Annotated in this window: 13 protein-coding genes; 12 read left to right on the top strand and 1 reads right to left on the bottom strand. The window is 75.3% G+C overall.

What is annotated here, in order from left to right; translation table 11 throughout:
- Nucleotide 1 precedes the first annotated feature (1 nt).
- The gene (locus LG396_RS19215) at nt 2-535 is read right to left on the bottom strand and encodes an EF-hand domain-containing protein (RefSeq protein ID WP_225795693.1); all 534 of its coding nucleotides are present in this window, start codon (nt 533-535) and stop codon (nt 2-4) included.
- A 319-nt stretch (nt 536-854) separates the two neighbouring features.
- Between LG396_RS19215 and LG396_RS19210 the strand changes: the two genes are divergently transcribed.
- The 12 genes from LG396_RS19210 (at nt 855) to LG396_RS19155 (ending at nt 14,727) form a co-directional block, all read left to right on the top strand.
- Nucleotides 855-1,694 (top strand): DUF899 family protein, encoded by an 840-nt coding sequence (locus LG396_RS19210; protein WP_225795692.1) that lies wholly within the window; start codon nt 855-857, stop codon nt 1,692-1,694.
- A 98-nt stretch (nt 1,695-1,792) separates the two neighbouring features.
- The gene (locus tag LG396_RS19205; RefSeq protein ID WP_018835273.1) at nt 1,793-3,019 is read left to right on the top strand and encodes a sensor histidine kinase; all 1,227 of its coding nucleotides are present in this window, start codon (nt 1,793-1,795) and stop codon (nt 3,017-3,019) included.
- Nucleotides 3,016-3,723 carry a response regulator gene (locus tag LG396_RS19200; RefSeq protein ID WP_225795691.1) on the top strand — a complete coding sequence of 236 codons (708 nt, stop codon included), beginning with the start codon at nt 3,016-3,018 and terminating at the stop codon, nt 3,721-3,723. The genes LG396_RS19205 and LG396_RS19200 overlap by 4 nt, the downstream gene beginning before the upstream one ends.
- Before the next feature lie 150 nt (nt 3,724-3,873).
- On the top strand, nt 3,874-4,785 hold the full coding sequence (locus tag LG396_RS19195) for an ABC transporter ATP-binding protein (protein ID WP_225795690.1): 912 nt from the start codon (nt 3,874-3,876) through the stop codon (nt 4,783-4,785).
- Nucleotides 4,782-7,280 carry an ABC transporter permease gene (locus tag LG396_RS19190; protein ID WP_225795689.1) on the top strand — a complete coding sequence of 833 codons (2,499 nt, stop codon included), beginning with the start codon at nt 4,782-4,784 and terminating at the stop codon, nt 7,278-7,280. Before LG396_RS19195 ends, LG396_RS19190 begins: the two co-directional genes overlap by 4 nt.
- A 141-nt stretch (nt 7,281-7,421) precedes the next feature.
- Complete coding sequence (locus LG396_RS19185; protein ID WP_100301916.1) at nt 7,422-8,081, top strand: RraA family protein; 660 nt, start codon at nt 7,422-7,424, stop codon at nt 8,079-8,081.
- Nucleotides 8,078-9,268 (top strand): pyridoxal phosphate-dependent aminotransferase, encoded by a 1,191-nt coding sequence (locus LG396_RS19180; RefSeq protein ID WP_225795688.1) that lies wholly within the window; start codon nt 8,078-8,080, stop codon nt 9,266-9,268. The genes LG396_RS19185 and LG396_RS19180 overlap by 4 nt, the downstream gene beginning before the upstream one ends.
- A gap of 112 nt (nt 9,269-9,380) precedes the next feature.
- Nucleotides 9,381-9,998, top strand: coding sequence for a TetR/AcrR family transcriptional regulator (locus LG396_RS19175; RefSeq protein ID WP_018835279.1), 618 nt, complete (start codon nt 9,381-9,383; stop codon nt 9,996-9,998).
- A gap of 180 nt (nt 9,999-10,178) precedes the next feature.
- Nucleotides 10,179-10,997, top strand: a complete 819-nt coding sequence (locus tag LG396_RS19170; protein WP_225795687.1) for an alpha/beta fold hydrolase — start codon at nt 10,179-10,181, stop codon at nt 10,995-10,997.
- A complete protein-coding gene (locus tag LG396_RS19165; protein ID WP_225795686.1) occupies nt 10,990-12,102 on the top strand; it encodes a DUF3500 domain-containing protein in 1,113 nt (370 codons plus the stop codon). The genes LG396_RS19170 and LG396_RS19165 overlap by 8 nt, the downstream gene beginning before the upstream one ends.
- 82 nt (nt 12,103-12,184) lie before the next feature.
- Nucleotides 12,185-13,996: a gamma-glutamyltransferase family protein gene (locus LG396_RS19160; protein ID WP_225795685.1), complete on the top strand. Its 1,812-nt coding sequence runs from the start codon at nt 12,185-12,187 to the stop codon at nt 13,994-13,996.
- Complete coding sequence (locus LG396_RS19155) at nt 13,993-14,727, top strand: YoaK family protein (protein WP_225795684.1); 735 nt, start codon at nt 13,993-13,995, stop codon at nt 14,725-14,727. The genes LG396_RS19160 and LG396_RS19155 overlap by 4 nt, the downstream gene beginning before the upstream one ends.
- Nucleotides 14,728-14,740 lie beyond the last annotated feature (13 nt).

Genomic DNA, 14,740 nt, shown 5'->3' with positions numbered 1-14,740 from the left:
GTCAGACGGCTCGCGCGGACACCAGCTGGTCGCCCGGGATCCCGGCCATGTCCGGCGCGTAGTAGTCCTTGATGCCGACGGCCCACGTGGCCACGGTGATGCGGTCCTCGGTGTCCGGGCCGAAGGCGTCGAAGAGGGCGTGGATGTTCGGCTCCTCGAAGCCGATCGCCTTCATCAGCGATACGAAGAGGGGACGCTCGATCAGGCCGTCTCCGTCGGGGTCGCCGAGCGCGGAAAGGGCCTCGGCGAACTCGGCGATCGTGGGACCGAAACGCTCGGGGTCGAGCACGAACGGACGGAACTCGTCCACGGTGATCACGCCGTCGCCGTTGGCGTCCAGTTCCGTGGCCAGCGTCGTCCAGTAGCGGCGGAACGCGGCCTGGATGGCGGCCTGGGCGCCCTCGTCCGAAGCGGCCGCCGCCTCCAGAACACGGCCCGTCATCAGGTCGAAGTCGTCGGAGTCGATGACTCCGTTGCCGTTGGCGTCGAAGAGGGAGAAGACCAGCTCGACCCGCTTGGCGGCCTCGTCTCGCATTTCCATCACCTGTCTTCTGCGACCCGACGATTCCGGGCCTGGGTCAATGAGGGCCTCTGCGCAGCCGCGTGCAGCGGCCATGACCCATCGAAGCCCCATGACGGGCCCCAGGCTCCCGATCTCCGCTTTTGGTGACATAAAAACTGCTGAATGAGCGTATGTGACAAGTCGGATGCCTCACCTGGGACAACCAGACTGCTTCCACGATGTGCTTGCGTGCGCGGTGCTGCCGTGCGGCATACGCCCGCGATCCCGGCCGGCGGCTACGGTGCTGAGAAGCGACCCCGCAGCCACGACGAAGCGATCCCAGGAGCCGGATATGGCCGAGAACCCGAGCAAGGCGCAACCGCCGGTGGCCGACCGCGCCGCCTTCGAACAGCAGTTGGAGGCGCTGCGGGCGAGGGAGAAGGCCCACACCCGCGAAGGCGACGCGATCGCCGCCGCGCGCCGCAGGCTCCCCATGGTCGAGGTGGCCGCGGACAGCCGGCTGCTGGGGCCGGACGGCCCCGTGACGCTCCTGGACGCGTTCGAAGGCCGACGTCAGATGATCGCCTACTACTTCATGTGGTGGCCCGGCCGGCCGGCCGCCGATCAGTGCGAAGGCTGCACCTGGGTGATGAGCCACGTGGGCGAGCTGGCCTATCTGCACTCCCGCGACATCACCTTCGCCGTGTTCTGCCAGGGGCGGAACACCGCCTACGGCTTCGGGGACGCGCAGACGTCCTACGAGGAGAGCCTGCGCTACCGGGACTTCATGGGCTGGGCGATGCCGTGGTACTCCGCCCAGCCCTCGCTCGAATCGCTTCTTGTCGGCCGGGAGCTCGGTTTGTTCCACCTGGTGTGCTACCTGCGCGACGGCGACCGCGTCTTCGAGACCTACTGGACCAAGCGCCGCGGGGCCGAGGCGGTGGACTACAGCTACGCGCTCATGGATCTCACGGCGTTCGGGCGCCAGGAGGACTGGGAGGACTCACCGGCGGAGTGGCCGCGTCTCGGGCAGGCCACGCGGACCCTGGGCGGGGCTCCCGACTGGCCGCCGCTGCGGGAGTGGCCGGGCGGACGTCCCACAGCACAGTGGCCCCGTATCGACGCCGGCCGCTCCGACGACCTGGGCGCCACCGGCACCGGACCGGCGGCCGAGCCCGGCCACTGCCACTGAGCTTCTTCAGCCCGGCCCGGACGGCGGGCCCCACCCCGCCCGCCCGGTCCACGGGGCGGGCGCACCGGGCCCCGTACGGCCGCGCATAGGGTGGGCCCATGACGTCCGTGGAGCCGGAGCGCCCGCGCCCGCTGCTCGCGACGGCGTCGCACCGGTGGGTGCGACTGCTGCCGTGGGGCCTGGCGTTCGTGCTGTGCGTCGCCCTCCTGCCCACCACCATCCGGGTGCTCACCGTCGACTACGGCCTGAACGCCGGTGTCGCGAGCCTGCTGGCCGTCGCGCAGTCGGCGCCGCTGCTGCTCGCCGTCACCCGGCCGCTGCTCGCCTGGTACGTGATCTTCGCCGCCGACGTGGCCGGCGCGCTGGCGCTGCTCAGCGGCGACTACGGCGAGCGGCAGGAGTGGCCGTTCCCGCCGATGCAGATCGTCGGGTACATCGGCCTCTGCCTCGCCCTCGGCCTGCGCGAGTCCCGCCGGACGCTGGTGCTGGTGTGGCTGGCGACGGCGGGCGCGAACGTCGGGCTGCTGTACGTCGCGCCCGACCGGGTGAACGACAGAAGCGTCCTGCTGATGATCCTCGGCGGGGTGACCCTCCTGATCACCGGCGTGCTGCGGGAGCGGCACGAGGTGCAGCGCAGGCTGACCGAGCAGGAAACGATCAGCGAGGCGGAGCGCGGCAGGCGGACGCTGCTGGAGGAGCGCGCCCGCATCGCGCGCGAGCTGCACGACGTGGTGGCGCACCACATGTCCGTCATCACGGTGCAGGCGGACACCGCGGAGTACCGGCTCGCCGAGCTGCCCCCGGAGGTGCGCGGCGAGTTCACGTCCATCGCGGCGACCGCGCGCGAGTCGCTGGGCGAGATGCGCCGGCTCCTCGGCGTGCTGCGCAACGAGGAGACGCACGGCGAGGTCGCGCCGCAGCCGGACCTGGCGCAGATCGGGCAGTTGGTGGCGGCGACGGAACGGGCCGGCGGGCCGGTGGAGTTCACGCCCTGTGACGCCGACGTGCCGGAGGCGGTGGGGCTGTCCGCGTACCGCATCGTGCAGGAGGCGCTGGCGAACGTCGTACGGCACGCGCCGGGCGCGGCGACGCGGGTGTCGCTGTCGCTGTCGGACGCCGGCGACCGGCTCACCGTCCTCGTCGTCAACGGGCCGCCGCCGGAGCCGCCCGCCGGGCCGCTGGAGCAGAGCGGCACCGGGCACGGCCTCGTCGGCATGCGCGAGCGGGTCCGGCTCGTCGACGGCACCTTCGAGGCCGGCCCGCTGCCGGACGGCGGCTTCCGGGTCGCGGCCCACCTCCCCCTGAACGGAAAGGACCCCGGGTGACGACGCGCGTCATCATCGTCGACGACCAGGCCATGGTGCGGGCGGGCTTCGCCGCACTGCTGGCCGCCCAGAGCGACATCGACGTCGTGGGGGAGGCCCCCGACGGCGTACAGGGCGTGGAGCTGAGCCGGCGTGTCCATCCCGACGTCGTGCTGATGGACGTCCGCATGCCCGAGATGGACGGTCTGGAGGCCGCGCGCCGCATCCTGACACCGCCCGCGGGGGATGGGGGCACCGCCCACGCCGTTCAGGCTGTGGGGGAACACCGGCCACGGGTACTGATGCTCACCACCTTCGACGTGGACGACTACGTCTACGAGGCGCTGCGCGCGGGTGCGAGCGGCTTCCTGCTCAAGGACGCGCCGCCGGCGGACCTCATCGCGGCGGTACGGGTCGTGGCCTCCGGCGACGCGCTGCTCGCCCCGTCGGTGACCCGGCGGCTCATCGCGGACTTCGCCCGGCAGCGCCCCGCCGGCCGGGGCAAGCCCGCGCTGCGGCTGAAGGCCCTGACGGAGCGCGAGACCGAGGTCCTCACGCTGGTGGCCCGCGGCCGGTCCAACGCGGAGATCGCGGAGACGCTGGTGCTGGCGGAGCAGACGGTGAAGACGCACGTCAGCCGGGTCCTGACCAAGCTCGATCTGCGCGACCGCGCGCAGGCCGTCGTCATCGCGTACGAATCGGGGCTGGTCGCCCCCGGCGAGTAGGGCCAGCCGCCGGCGGGGGGTGGGGCCAGCCCCTCCGCCACCCCCTACCGCGGTACCACCTCCACATCGGCTCCCGGGTATGACGCCCGGCGGGCAGCCGTCCGCGCACTCTTCAGCCGTCAGCACGAAGAGATGACGAAAGGGCGGATCATGAGACTGCGTGGCAGCAAGCGGCACAAGGCGGACCACCGGCCGGCGGCCGGCGGCGGGCCGGAGGTCCCGGCCGCCGAGGCCCCGGCCGCCACCCCTGGACTCGCCGTGGAGCTGCGCGGTGTCCGGCGGCAGTACGGCCGCCGCAGCGGCGCCGTACACGCACTGGCGGGTGTCGACCTCGCACTCCCGCGCGGCACGTTCACCGCGGTGATGGGCCCCTCCGGGTCCGGCAAGTCGACGTTCCTGCAGTGCGCCGCCGGCCTCGACCGGCCGACGGCCGGGTCCGTGCGCCTCGGCGGCACGGAGATCACCGGCATGAAGGAGAACGAACTCACCGAGCTGCGGCGCAGCCGCCTCGGCTTCGTCTTCCAGGCGTTCAACCTGCTGCCCTCCCTGACCGTGGAGCAGAACGTCCTGCTGCCCCTGCGCCTCGCCGGGCAGCACCGGAACCGGGGGAGGGCGGACGCGGTGCTGGCGCAGGTCGGGCTCGCCGACAAGGCGCGGCGCCGGCCGGGCGAGCTGTCCGGCGGGCAGCAGCAGCGCGTGGCGATCGCCCGCGCCCTGGTCACCGACCCCGACGTGATCTTCGCCGACGAGCCCACCGGTGCCCTCGACACCGCCACCGCCGCCGAGGTGCTCGGCCTGCTGCGGCACGCCGTCGACACCCCCCGCGCCCTCGGCTCCGCTCCGGCAGGCAGGCACCCCCACGGCGCCACCGTCGTGATGGTCACCCACGACCCGGCCGCCGCCGCCTGGGCGGACCAGGTGCTGTTCCTCGCGGACGGCGCCTTCGCCGACCGGCTCGCGGGCGGCTCCGCGGCGCAGATCGCGGCGCGGATGGCGGGCCTCGGCGCCCGTACCGCCGCCCGCCCGGTGCGCGACGAGACCCTTGCGGGGGTGCCGGCATGATGCGCCCCAACGGACTCGCCCGCGCCGCCGTCCGCTTCAAGCCCGCGTCGTTCGCCGGGACCTTCGTGGTGCTGATGATGTCGGCGCTGATCGTCACGGCCTGCGGCATCCTGCTCGAAACCGGCCTGCGCGCCTCGGTGCCCGCCGAGCGGTACGAGAAGGCGCCGGTCGTCGCGGCGGCCGACCAGTACGAGTACGTCGTCACCGGCAGCGGCGAGGACCTGGAGAAGGAGGCCGTTCCCCTGCCGGACACCGCACGCCTCGACGCCGGGCTGGCCGCGAAGGCCGCCGGGGCGCCGGGCGCCGAGGAGGCGGTCGCGGACTTCACCTTCCCGGTACGGACCGGGGACGGCCCGCTCACCGCGCACGGCTGGGGTTCGCACGCCTTCACCGGTACGGAACTCACGGCCGGCAGCGCGCCCCGTACCGGCGAAGTGGTGCTCGACGCCGCCGCGGCCCGCGCCGCGAAGGCCGGCGTCGGTGACACCGTCGCGCTGGAGACCGCGTCCGGGAAGCAGGACTTCCGCGTCGCGGGCCTCGCCGAGGCCGGCGCGGGGGACACCGCACGGGACAGCGGAGAGCAGGGCTCCCTCGCCTGGTTCGCGGACGGCCAGGCGCCCGCGCTCGCCGGGCACCCCGGCAAGGCGGACGCCGTCGCCGTACTGGCCGAGGACGGCACCGACGCCGACGCCCTCGCCGGCTCCGTGAAGAAGGCCCTCGCCGGGTCGGACGCGCAGGTGCACGTCGGCGACGACCGCGGTGCCGTCGAGGACCCGGGCCTGGCCTACGGCAAGGACACGCTCTTCGGCATCGGCGGCCCCTTCGGCGGCGTCGCCGCCATCGTCGCGGTCTTCACCGCGGCCGGGACCGTGGCGCTGTCCGTCTCGCAGCGGGCCCGGGAGTTCGCGCTCCTGCGCGCCGTCGGCGCCACCCCGCGGCAGATCCGCCGCGCGGTCTCCGCCGAGGCGCTGGTCGTCGCGCCGCTCGCCGGGATCCTCGGCACCCTGCCCGGCATCGGGCTCGCCCACTGGTGGTTCGGGCAGCTCCGGGACCGCGGCGCGGTCCCGGAGGCGGTCGACCTGCACGTGTCGGGGCTGCCGCTGCTCGCCGCCGTCGGGGCCGGGCTGCTCACCGCGCTCGGCGCCGGCTGGGCGGCGGGGCGGCGGCCCGCGAAGATGAAGCCGGGCCAGGCGCTCACCGAGGCGTCGATGGAACGCACCCGGCCGGGCGTGGTCCGTACCGCACTCGGCGTCGTCGCCCTCGCCGGCGGCGCGACCCTCACGGGCGTCGCGGCCAACTCCTCCGGGGACGACGCGGCCGGTGCCTCCCTCGGCGTCGTGATGAGCTTCATGCTCGCCGTCGGGCTGCTCGGCCCGCTGCTGGCACGACTGTGCGCCAGCCTCTTCGGCCTGCCGCTGCGCGCCGCGGGCGCGGCCGCACACCTGGCAGCCGCCAACTCCCGTACCAACGCCCGCCGGCTCGCGTCCGCGATCACTCCGATCGCGCTCGCGATGGCGTTCGCCTCGACGCTCGTCTTCATGAACACGAGCGAGAACCACGCCGCCGACGAGCAGCTGCGCGCCGGCGTCACCGCGGACCATGTGGTGACCGACCCGGCCGGGCTGCCGGCGGGCGCGGCGGCCGACGCCGCCCGCGCACCGGGCGTGGACACGGCGGTCGGGGTGCTCAACACGCAGGTGCTGGTGCCGGTCGGCTCCGGCGAGTTCAAGTCGCTGCTGGGCGCGGCCACCCAGGGGGTCACCTCCGCCGACAAGCTGACGAAGGTGCAGGACCTGGACGTACGCGAAGGCAGCCTGGACCGGCTCGGCAAGGACCGGATCGCCATCGACAGGACCCTGGCGTCCTCCGCGGGCGTCTCCGTCGGCGACCGGCTGCCGCTCTACCTGCCGGACGGCACGAAGGCCGACCCGGAGGTCGTCTCGGTCTACGGCCGGGGCCTCGGCCTGGGCACGGTGACGATGGACCGGGCGGCTCTGGACGGGCACGTCACCTCGGGCTTCGACACGACGCTGCTGGTCCGCGGCGGGGAGGAGGAGTCGCTCACCGGCCTGGGGGAGGTCACCGACGCGACCGGCTACGCGACCGAGAAGAGCCTCGACGCGAAGCTGGGCTCGTGGTCCAACAAGACCATGGCCGCGGTCCTCGGCGGCTTCGCCGCCGTCGCCGCCGCCAACACCCTGGTGATGACGGTCCTCGACCGCCGCCGAGAGCTGGGCACGCTGCGCCTCGTCGGCTCCACCCGGCGCCAGGTGCTGGCGATGCTCCGCTGGGAGGGCGCGCTGGTCTCGGCGGTGGGCGTGGTCGTCGGCACGGCGATCGCCGCGGCCACGCTGGTCCCGATGATGAGCGGCCTGACCGGTACGGCGCCGTACGTGCCGCCGCTGGTGTACGGGTCCTTCGTGGCCGGCGCGGGCGGCCTGGCGCTGCTCGCGGTCACCCTCCCGGCGCGGGCGGTGCTGCGGCGCTGGTCGTAGGGGCCGGGACAAGGGCGGCGGTCGGCGGTGTGCCGGCTGCCGCCTTTGGCGTACCGCCGGACCGCCCGTTGTCGTTGACCGGCCGAGCGGCTATGGTCCTCCTATCTGAGATAACTACCTCATTTAAGAGCGGAGGCCATCGTGTTCATTGCCGCGGCGGCGGACAGCGTGTCCGTCACTCCGGGCTGGGACCGCGTGGCGGCGGGGGAGACCCGCCGGCTGGGGGAGGTGCCGGCCGCCAACGTCGGCGACGCGCTGGAGCGGATGACCGTCGTGGACGGCGGCATCCGGCTCGTCACCGAGCGCGCCGCGCTGCTGGGCAACGCCCTCACCGTCGACGTGCGGTCGGGCGACAACCTCGCCGTCCACCGGGCGCTCGACGAGGCCCGGCCGGGCGACGTCCTGGTCGTCAACGGGCACGGGGACACGACCCGCGCGCTGATCGGCGACCTCATCGGCGAGATCATGGTCAACGCCGGGCTCGCCGGCGCGGTGGTCGACGGCGCGGTGCGCGACGTCCAGGCGCTGTCCGACATGGGCCTGACGGTCTACGCGCGGGCCGTCACCCCCGCGGGACCGTTCAAGGAGGGGCCGGGCACGGTCGGCGCCCCGGTGGCGGTCGGCGGCGTGGTGGTGGCGGCGGGCGACGTCCTCGTCGGCGACGCCGACGGTGTCGTCGTCGTACCGCGGCGCCGCGCGCGGGAGGTGGCGGGCGCGGTCGACGGGATCGTGGCGAAGGAGGCGGCGCTGCGCAGCCGCATCCTCGCCGCCCGCCCCGGCGACGAGGCGGCGGTCCGGTGACCGCCGTGCCGCCCTCCTCCGTGCCGCCCGCACCCGGTCCCTCCTCCGTGGCGCCCGCCTTCCGGATCGCGGAGGTGCGCCGCCTCTCGCGGCGCCCGGCCCTCGCCCCGGCGCCACCCGGGACCGTCTCGCTGGCCATGGGCGAGCCGGACTGCCCGACCCCGCCGCCGGTGATCGCCGCCGCCGTGACCGCCCTGCGCAGGGGGCACACCCACTACGCCGACCAGCGCGGCATCCGGGAGCTGCGCGCCGCGCTCGCGGCCCGCCTGCCGGCCCGCCCGGACCGGGCGTGGACCGCGGACGACATCGCGGTCACCCACGGCGCGACCGCCGCGCTGGCGGCGGTGGTGCTGGCGACGATCGACCCCGGCGACCGCGTGGTGATCCCGGAGCCCGCCTACTCGCTCTACGCCGACCTGGTCGTCCTCGCCGGGGGCACCGTGGACCACGTCCCGCTCGCCCCCGACCTGCACTGGGACCTCGACGCGCTGGCCGCCGCGCTCCCGGGCGCGGCCATGGTGGTCTTCTCGAACCCGGCGAACCCGACGGGCATCGTCCACCGCAGGCAGGAACTGGCGGCCCTCGGCGAGCTGCTGGACGGCTCCGACACGCTTGTCGTCAGCGACGAGGCGTACCACCGGCTGATCTATCCGGGGCACGAGCCGGCATCGGCGCTGGAGATCGACTCGCTGCGGGACCGGACCGTGTACGTGCAGACCTTCTCCAAGACGTACGCGATGACCGGCTGGCGGGTGGGGTTCCTGACCGGGCCCCGCGCGGTGGTGGACGCGGCGGCACACGTGCACCGGAGCCTGAACGGCTCGCTGAACACCGCCGTCCAGCACGCGGCCCTGGCCGCCCTGGAGCTGCCGGAGGACGTCGTGGCGGCCATGGTCGACGGGTACCGGCGGCGGCGCGATCTGGCGGTCGCGCGCCTGTCCGGCGTGCCCGGCCTGCATCTGGTGCCGCCGGAGGGCGCGTTCTACGGGTTCCTCCGCTACGACACCGGCGTGCCCTCCGAGGACGTCGCCCGCGAGCTGGCCGGGCAGGGGGTGCTGGTGCGGGCCGGCGCCGAGTACGGGCCCTCGGGCGAGGGGCACATCCGGATCTCGTTCGCGACCGCGGAGGACGACCTGTGGACCGGGCTGGAGCGCATCGTCCGCTACTTCGGTGCCGCGGGCCCGTGACGGTGCCGGTGCATGTGCCGGCGGGGGCGGGCCCGCCGCGTACGGGCGTGCGGCCGGCCCGTACCCCGAGGCGCTACCCTTTGCCTGCACGTCGATGAGGCGGAGGAGCCCCGTGGCCGACCAGCAGGCCGCCCCGGGAGGGGGGCGCAAACTGCGCAGCGACACCCGCCGCAACCGCCGGCGCCTCCTGGAGGCCGTCGGCGAGCTCGCCCGGGAGGCGCCCGACCGGCTCACGATGCAGGCGGTCGCGTCGCGCGCGGAGATCGGCCCGGCCACCGCGTACCGCTACTACTCCTCGATGGACGACGTGCTCGCCGCCTACGTGCTCAGCGTCGTCGAGGAGCTGCGCGACTTCAGCGCGACGTCGGCCGCGCAGGGCCGGCCGCTGTTCGACGCCGTCGTGGACAAGTGGGTGGACCTGCTCGCCGAGCACGGCCCGGCGCTGGTGCAGCTCCGCTCCCGGCGGGGCTTCCTCGAGCGGCTGCACGGCGGGAACGAGATCATCGTCGCCACCCGGGACGCCTGGAGCGGCCCCGTGCGCGGGCTGATGGACGACATCGGCGTCCCGGACGACATGCTCGAGTACGCCCTGTTCCTCAGCAACGTGATCTTCGACCCGCGGGAGGTCCAGGACCTGCTGCGGGAGACGGGGCTCTCCCGCCGCGAGGTCATCACGCGGCTGACCGAGGCATACCGCGGCGCGCTGCGCGGGTGGGCCCGGGCCGGCTGACCGGCCGCACCCTCCCCCTACCGCGGTAGCACCCCCTCTCACCCCCCGGGTATGACGCCCGGCGCACAGCCGTGCCCGCACACTCCCCTCCGTCGGGCGGAAAAATCCCTTCCTGTGAAGTGATAGACGCGTCTCAAATCGTAGGTATATCTTACGACTGCATCGACAAGGAGGTCAGCGGTGGCAACGCACCAGCAAGAGCAGGAACCCGCGGAACCGGCCAGTGCGACCGTGCGGGCGGGCGGACTCGACGTCGGGGTCGTCGACGGCGGCAGCGGCGTGCCGCTCGTCCTCGTGCACGGCGGCGAGAGTGACCGCACGCAGTTCGCCGCGCTCCGCGGCCGGCTCGGCACCGGGGTCCGGGCGATCTCGTACGACCAGCGGGACTCGGGGATCACCGTGAACCCGCCGGTCCCGTACGCGCTCGAAGACCTCGCCGACGACCTCGCCGCGCTGCTCGACGCGCTTGAGCTGCCGCGGGCGCACCTGCTGGGCACCTCCTTCGGCGGCGCCGTCGCGCAGCACGCCGCGCTCCGGCACCCCGACCGGGTCGCGTCCCTCGTCCTGGTGGCCACCACGCCGAGCTACGCCATGGGCGGCGAGGCGGTCGACGAGCTGCTGCGGATGTCGCCCGACGACCGGCAGCACGCCGCCGCCGACTTCTTCTTCACCCCCGCGGGCCGGACCGGGCTGCCGGCCGCGGCCGGCCGGACGCTCACCGTCCGTACGCCCGGGCAGCGCGCCCGCCGCCACGACGTGGCCCGGCGGCACGAAGTCCGCGATCGGCTCGGGGAGATCACCGCGCCCGCGCTGATCGTGCACGGCACGGCGGACCGGCTGGCGCCGTACGCCGGCGCCGTGCTGATGGCGCAGCGGATGCCGCACGCCGAGCTGTGCGCGATCGAGGACGGGCGGCACGGGATCGCGGTGGAGTTCGCGGACACGATCGCCCTTCGGGTACGCGACTTCCTCGGCGTCGCCGGCGGCGGCCGTGGCTGACCGCAGCCGCGAGGTCGCGGCCAGGATGGCCGAGGCGGCCCTGGTGTGGCTCGACTCCCTCGACCCGGACCAGCGCCGGGCAGCGGTCGGGCCGCCGCCGGCGGCGGGCGGGGGCGGCGAGGCCGAACGGACCCGGTGGTTCTACACCCCCACCGACCACGGCGGACTGACGTTCCACCAGCAGCGCCCTGCCCAGCACCGGCTGGTGATGCGGCTGGTCGCCAGCGGCCTGTCGGAAGCCGGGTACACCACCGTCGCCACCGTGCTCGGCCTGGAGAACGTGCTCGACCGCGTCGAGGGCTTCTCGATCGACTGGGGGCGGGAGCGCACCCGCGACCCCGGCATGTACTACCTGCGGGTCTTCGGCGAGCCCGGCGGGGCGGAGCCGTGGGGCTGGCGGTTCGGCGGCCACCACGTCTCGCTCAACAACCTCGTCGTGGACGGGCGCGTCGCCGCCGCCACCCCGTGCTTCCTGGGCGCCGACCCCGCCGTGTCGCCGCTGCTGGGCGGGGCGGCACTGCGCCCGCTCGGGACGGCCGAGGACCTGGCCCGGGAGCTGGTACGTTCCCTGCGCCCCGGCGCCGCCGCCCGCGCCGTACTGCTGCGGCGCGCCCCGCACGACGTCGTGGCGGGCAACAGCACCCGGGTCGACGGCCGCGAGCTGCGGCGCAGCGAGCTCTGGCGCCCCGGGCGGCACGTCCCGGACCGCGCCGACCACCCGGTCACCGGGCTGGCCGGCACCGACCAGCGGGCGCTCGCGCTCACCCCGGTGCCCAAGGGCGTGCCGGGCGCGGAACTCGACGCCGCGCAGCGGGAGTTGCTGCGCGCGCTGCTCGGCACGTACCTCGACCGCGTCCCCGCCGGGGTCTCCCCGCTGGCCCGCTACGAAGAACCGGCGGCGCTGGACGCCGTCCACCTCGCCTGGGCCGGCTCCACCGCGGCGGGCGAACCGCACTACTACCGGCTGCAGGGCCCGCGGCTGCTCATCGAGTGGACCAACATCCACCGCGGCGTCAACCACGCCCACGCCGTGTGGCGGGACCCGGTCGCCGACTTCGGCGGCGACGTGCTCGCCGCCCACCACGCCGCCCACCACGCGCCGTAGGCCCGTCGCGTACCGGACGAACCGCGCACCAGACGAACCGCGTACCGGACGGACCGCGCACCAGACGAACGGAATGACAGACATGGCCGGTCAGCAACCGTCACCGACCGACGCACCCCCGCACACCACGCGCCCCACGCTGCGCGGCTCCTTCGGCATGTGCGCCTCGACGCACTGGCTGGCCTCCGCGACGGCCCAGTCCGTGCTGGAGCGCGGCGGCAACGCCTTCGACGCGGCCACGGCCGGCGCCTTCGTCCTCCACGTCGCGGAACCGCACCTCAACGGCCCGGGCGGCGACCTCGTCGCCGTACTCGCCACCGCGGCGGACCCCGCACCGCGGGTCCTCGCCGGGCAGGGCCACGCCCCGCGGGGGGCCACGATCGCGCACTTCCGGGCCGCGGGCCTCGACCACGTGCCGGGCGCCGGGGCGCTGGCCGCGGCCGTCCCGGGCGCGGTCGACTCCTGGCTGTGGCTGCTCGCCGAGTTCGGCACCTGGGAGCTCGCGGACGTCCTGGCGTACGCCGTCGACTACGCGGAGCGCGGAGTCCCGGTGGTGCCCCAACTGGCGCGCGTCCTGGCGACGGTCGAGGACCTCTTCCGCACGCACTGGCCGACCTCGTACGCGCAGTGGATGCCGCGGGGCCGCGCCCCCGGCCCGTACGAGACCCTGGTCAACCCCGCCTACGCCCGCACCCTGCGCCGGCTGTGCACCGAGGGCACCGGCGCGACCAGGGCCGCGCGCATCATCGCCGCGCGGGACGCCTGGCGCACCGGCTTCGTGGCCGCCGCGCTGGCCCGCTCCGCGGCCGTACCGCACCGGCACTCCTCGGGCCGCGACCACGCCGGCGTGCTCACCGCCGCGGACCTCGCCGACTTCCAGCCGTCACTGGAGCCCGCGGTCACCGCGGAGTTCCGCGGTATCACCGTGGCGAAGGCCGGGCTGTGGTCCCAGGGCCCCGTGCTGCTGCAGGTCCTCACCATGCTCGACCACTTCGACGACGACCGGATCGACCCGTCGACCGCCGACGGAGTCCACACCCTCGCCGAGGCGCTGAAGCTGGCCATGGCCGACCGCGAGGCGTACTACGGGCACCTGGACCCGGCGGACGCCGAGACCGTCCTGCGCCGGCTGCTCTCGCCCGCGTACGCCCGCGAGCGCGCCGCGCGGATCGGCGCCGCCGCGTCGGCGGCGTTCCGCCCCGGCGACATCGGCGCCGCGCCGTACACACCGCCGCTGGTCACCGAGCAGCACCCCGTACGGGCCGGCGGCGTGGGCGAGCCCACCGTGCAGCAGACCGGGGACACCCGCGGCGACACCTGCCACCTCGATGTCGTGGACCGCTGGGGGAACATCATCTCCGCCACCCCGTCCGGCGGTTGGCTCCAGTCCTCACCCGCCGTGCCGGAACTCGGCTTCGCCCTGGGCACCCGGCTCCAGATGACCTGGCTGGACCCGGCGGCCCCCGCCCGCCTGGCGCCTGGGCGCCGGCCCCGCACCACCCTGAGCCCCACCCTGCTGCTGCGCCGGGGCCGGCCCGTGGCCGCGCTGGGCACGCCGGGGGGCGACCAGCAGGACCAGTGGCAACTGCTCTATCTGGTACGCACCCTGGCCCTCGGGCTGACACCGCAGGAGGCGATCGACGCACCCGCGTTCCACACGACCGCGGTGCCGAGTTCGTTCTGGCCGCGCACCTGGACGCCCGGCGGGCTGGTGATCGAGGAGCGGGCGGGGGAGGGGACCGCCGGCGAACTGCGCGCCCGCGGCCACGACGTGACCGTCTCGGGGCCGTGGAGCCAGGGCCGGCTCTCCGTCGTCACCCGCGACCCGGACACGGGCCTCCTCCAGGCGGCGGCGAACCCGCGCGGCGCCCAGGGTTACGCGACCGGGCGATGAGCGGCACCGCGGCCCGCCCACGGCCGGCCACCCCGCCGGCGCTGATGCTCGCCCTCACCTTCGCGACGGGTGTGGTCGACGCCGTCGGCTACCTGCACCTGGACCAGGTGTTCGCGGGCAACATGACCGGCAACGTGGCCATCCTCGGGATGGCGGCCACGGGCGGGACGGGCCTGCCGGTGCTCGGTCCTTCCCTGGCGCTGGCGCTCTTCCTCACCGGCGCCGCGGTCGCCGGCCGGCTGCTGCGTACCGCAGCCGCGGGCTGGAGCCGACGGTGCACGGTGCTGCTGGCCGGCGTCGGACTGGCCCTGGCCGCAGCGGCGTTCGGCCTGACCGCGGGCGGGGCCGGCTCGCCCGCCGCCCGCGCGATGACGGCCTCGGGGCTCGCGCTGGCCATGGGGGCGCAGGCGGCGACGGCCCGCCACCTGGCGGTCAAGGACGTCACCACCGTGGTCGTCACCTCCACGCTGACCGGGCTCGCGGCGGACTCCCGGCTGGGCGCGGCCCGCGGGCAGGGGGCGCTGCGGCGGAGCGCGGCCGTCGCGCTCCTGGCCGCCGGCGCGGTCGCCGGGGCGGCGCTGTGCCGGGTGCACACGGGTCTCGCGGTGGCGGTGGCGGCGTGCGTCGCGCTGGCGGTGTCCGCCCTCGGCCACGCCGCCGCGCGCTCCGCCGGCGTACGCCCCCGCGGGGCGGCGCGCCCCCGTACCGCCGCGGCCTCACCGGCTCCGTAACCCCCCGAACCCC

The sequence above is a fragment of the Streptomyces aculeolatus genome (assembly GCF_020400605.1).
Classification (GTDB): domain Bacteria; phylum Actinomycetota; class Actinomycetes; order Streptomycetales; family Streptomycetaceae; genus Streptomyces; species Streptomyces aculeolatus.
Note: the sequence above shows the minus strand (reverse complement) of the source record. Positions and strands in the feature narration are given on the sequence as shown.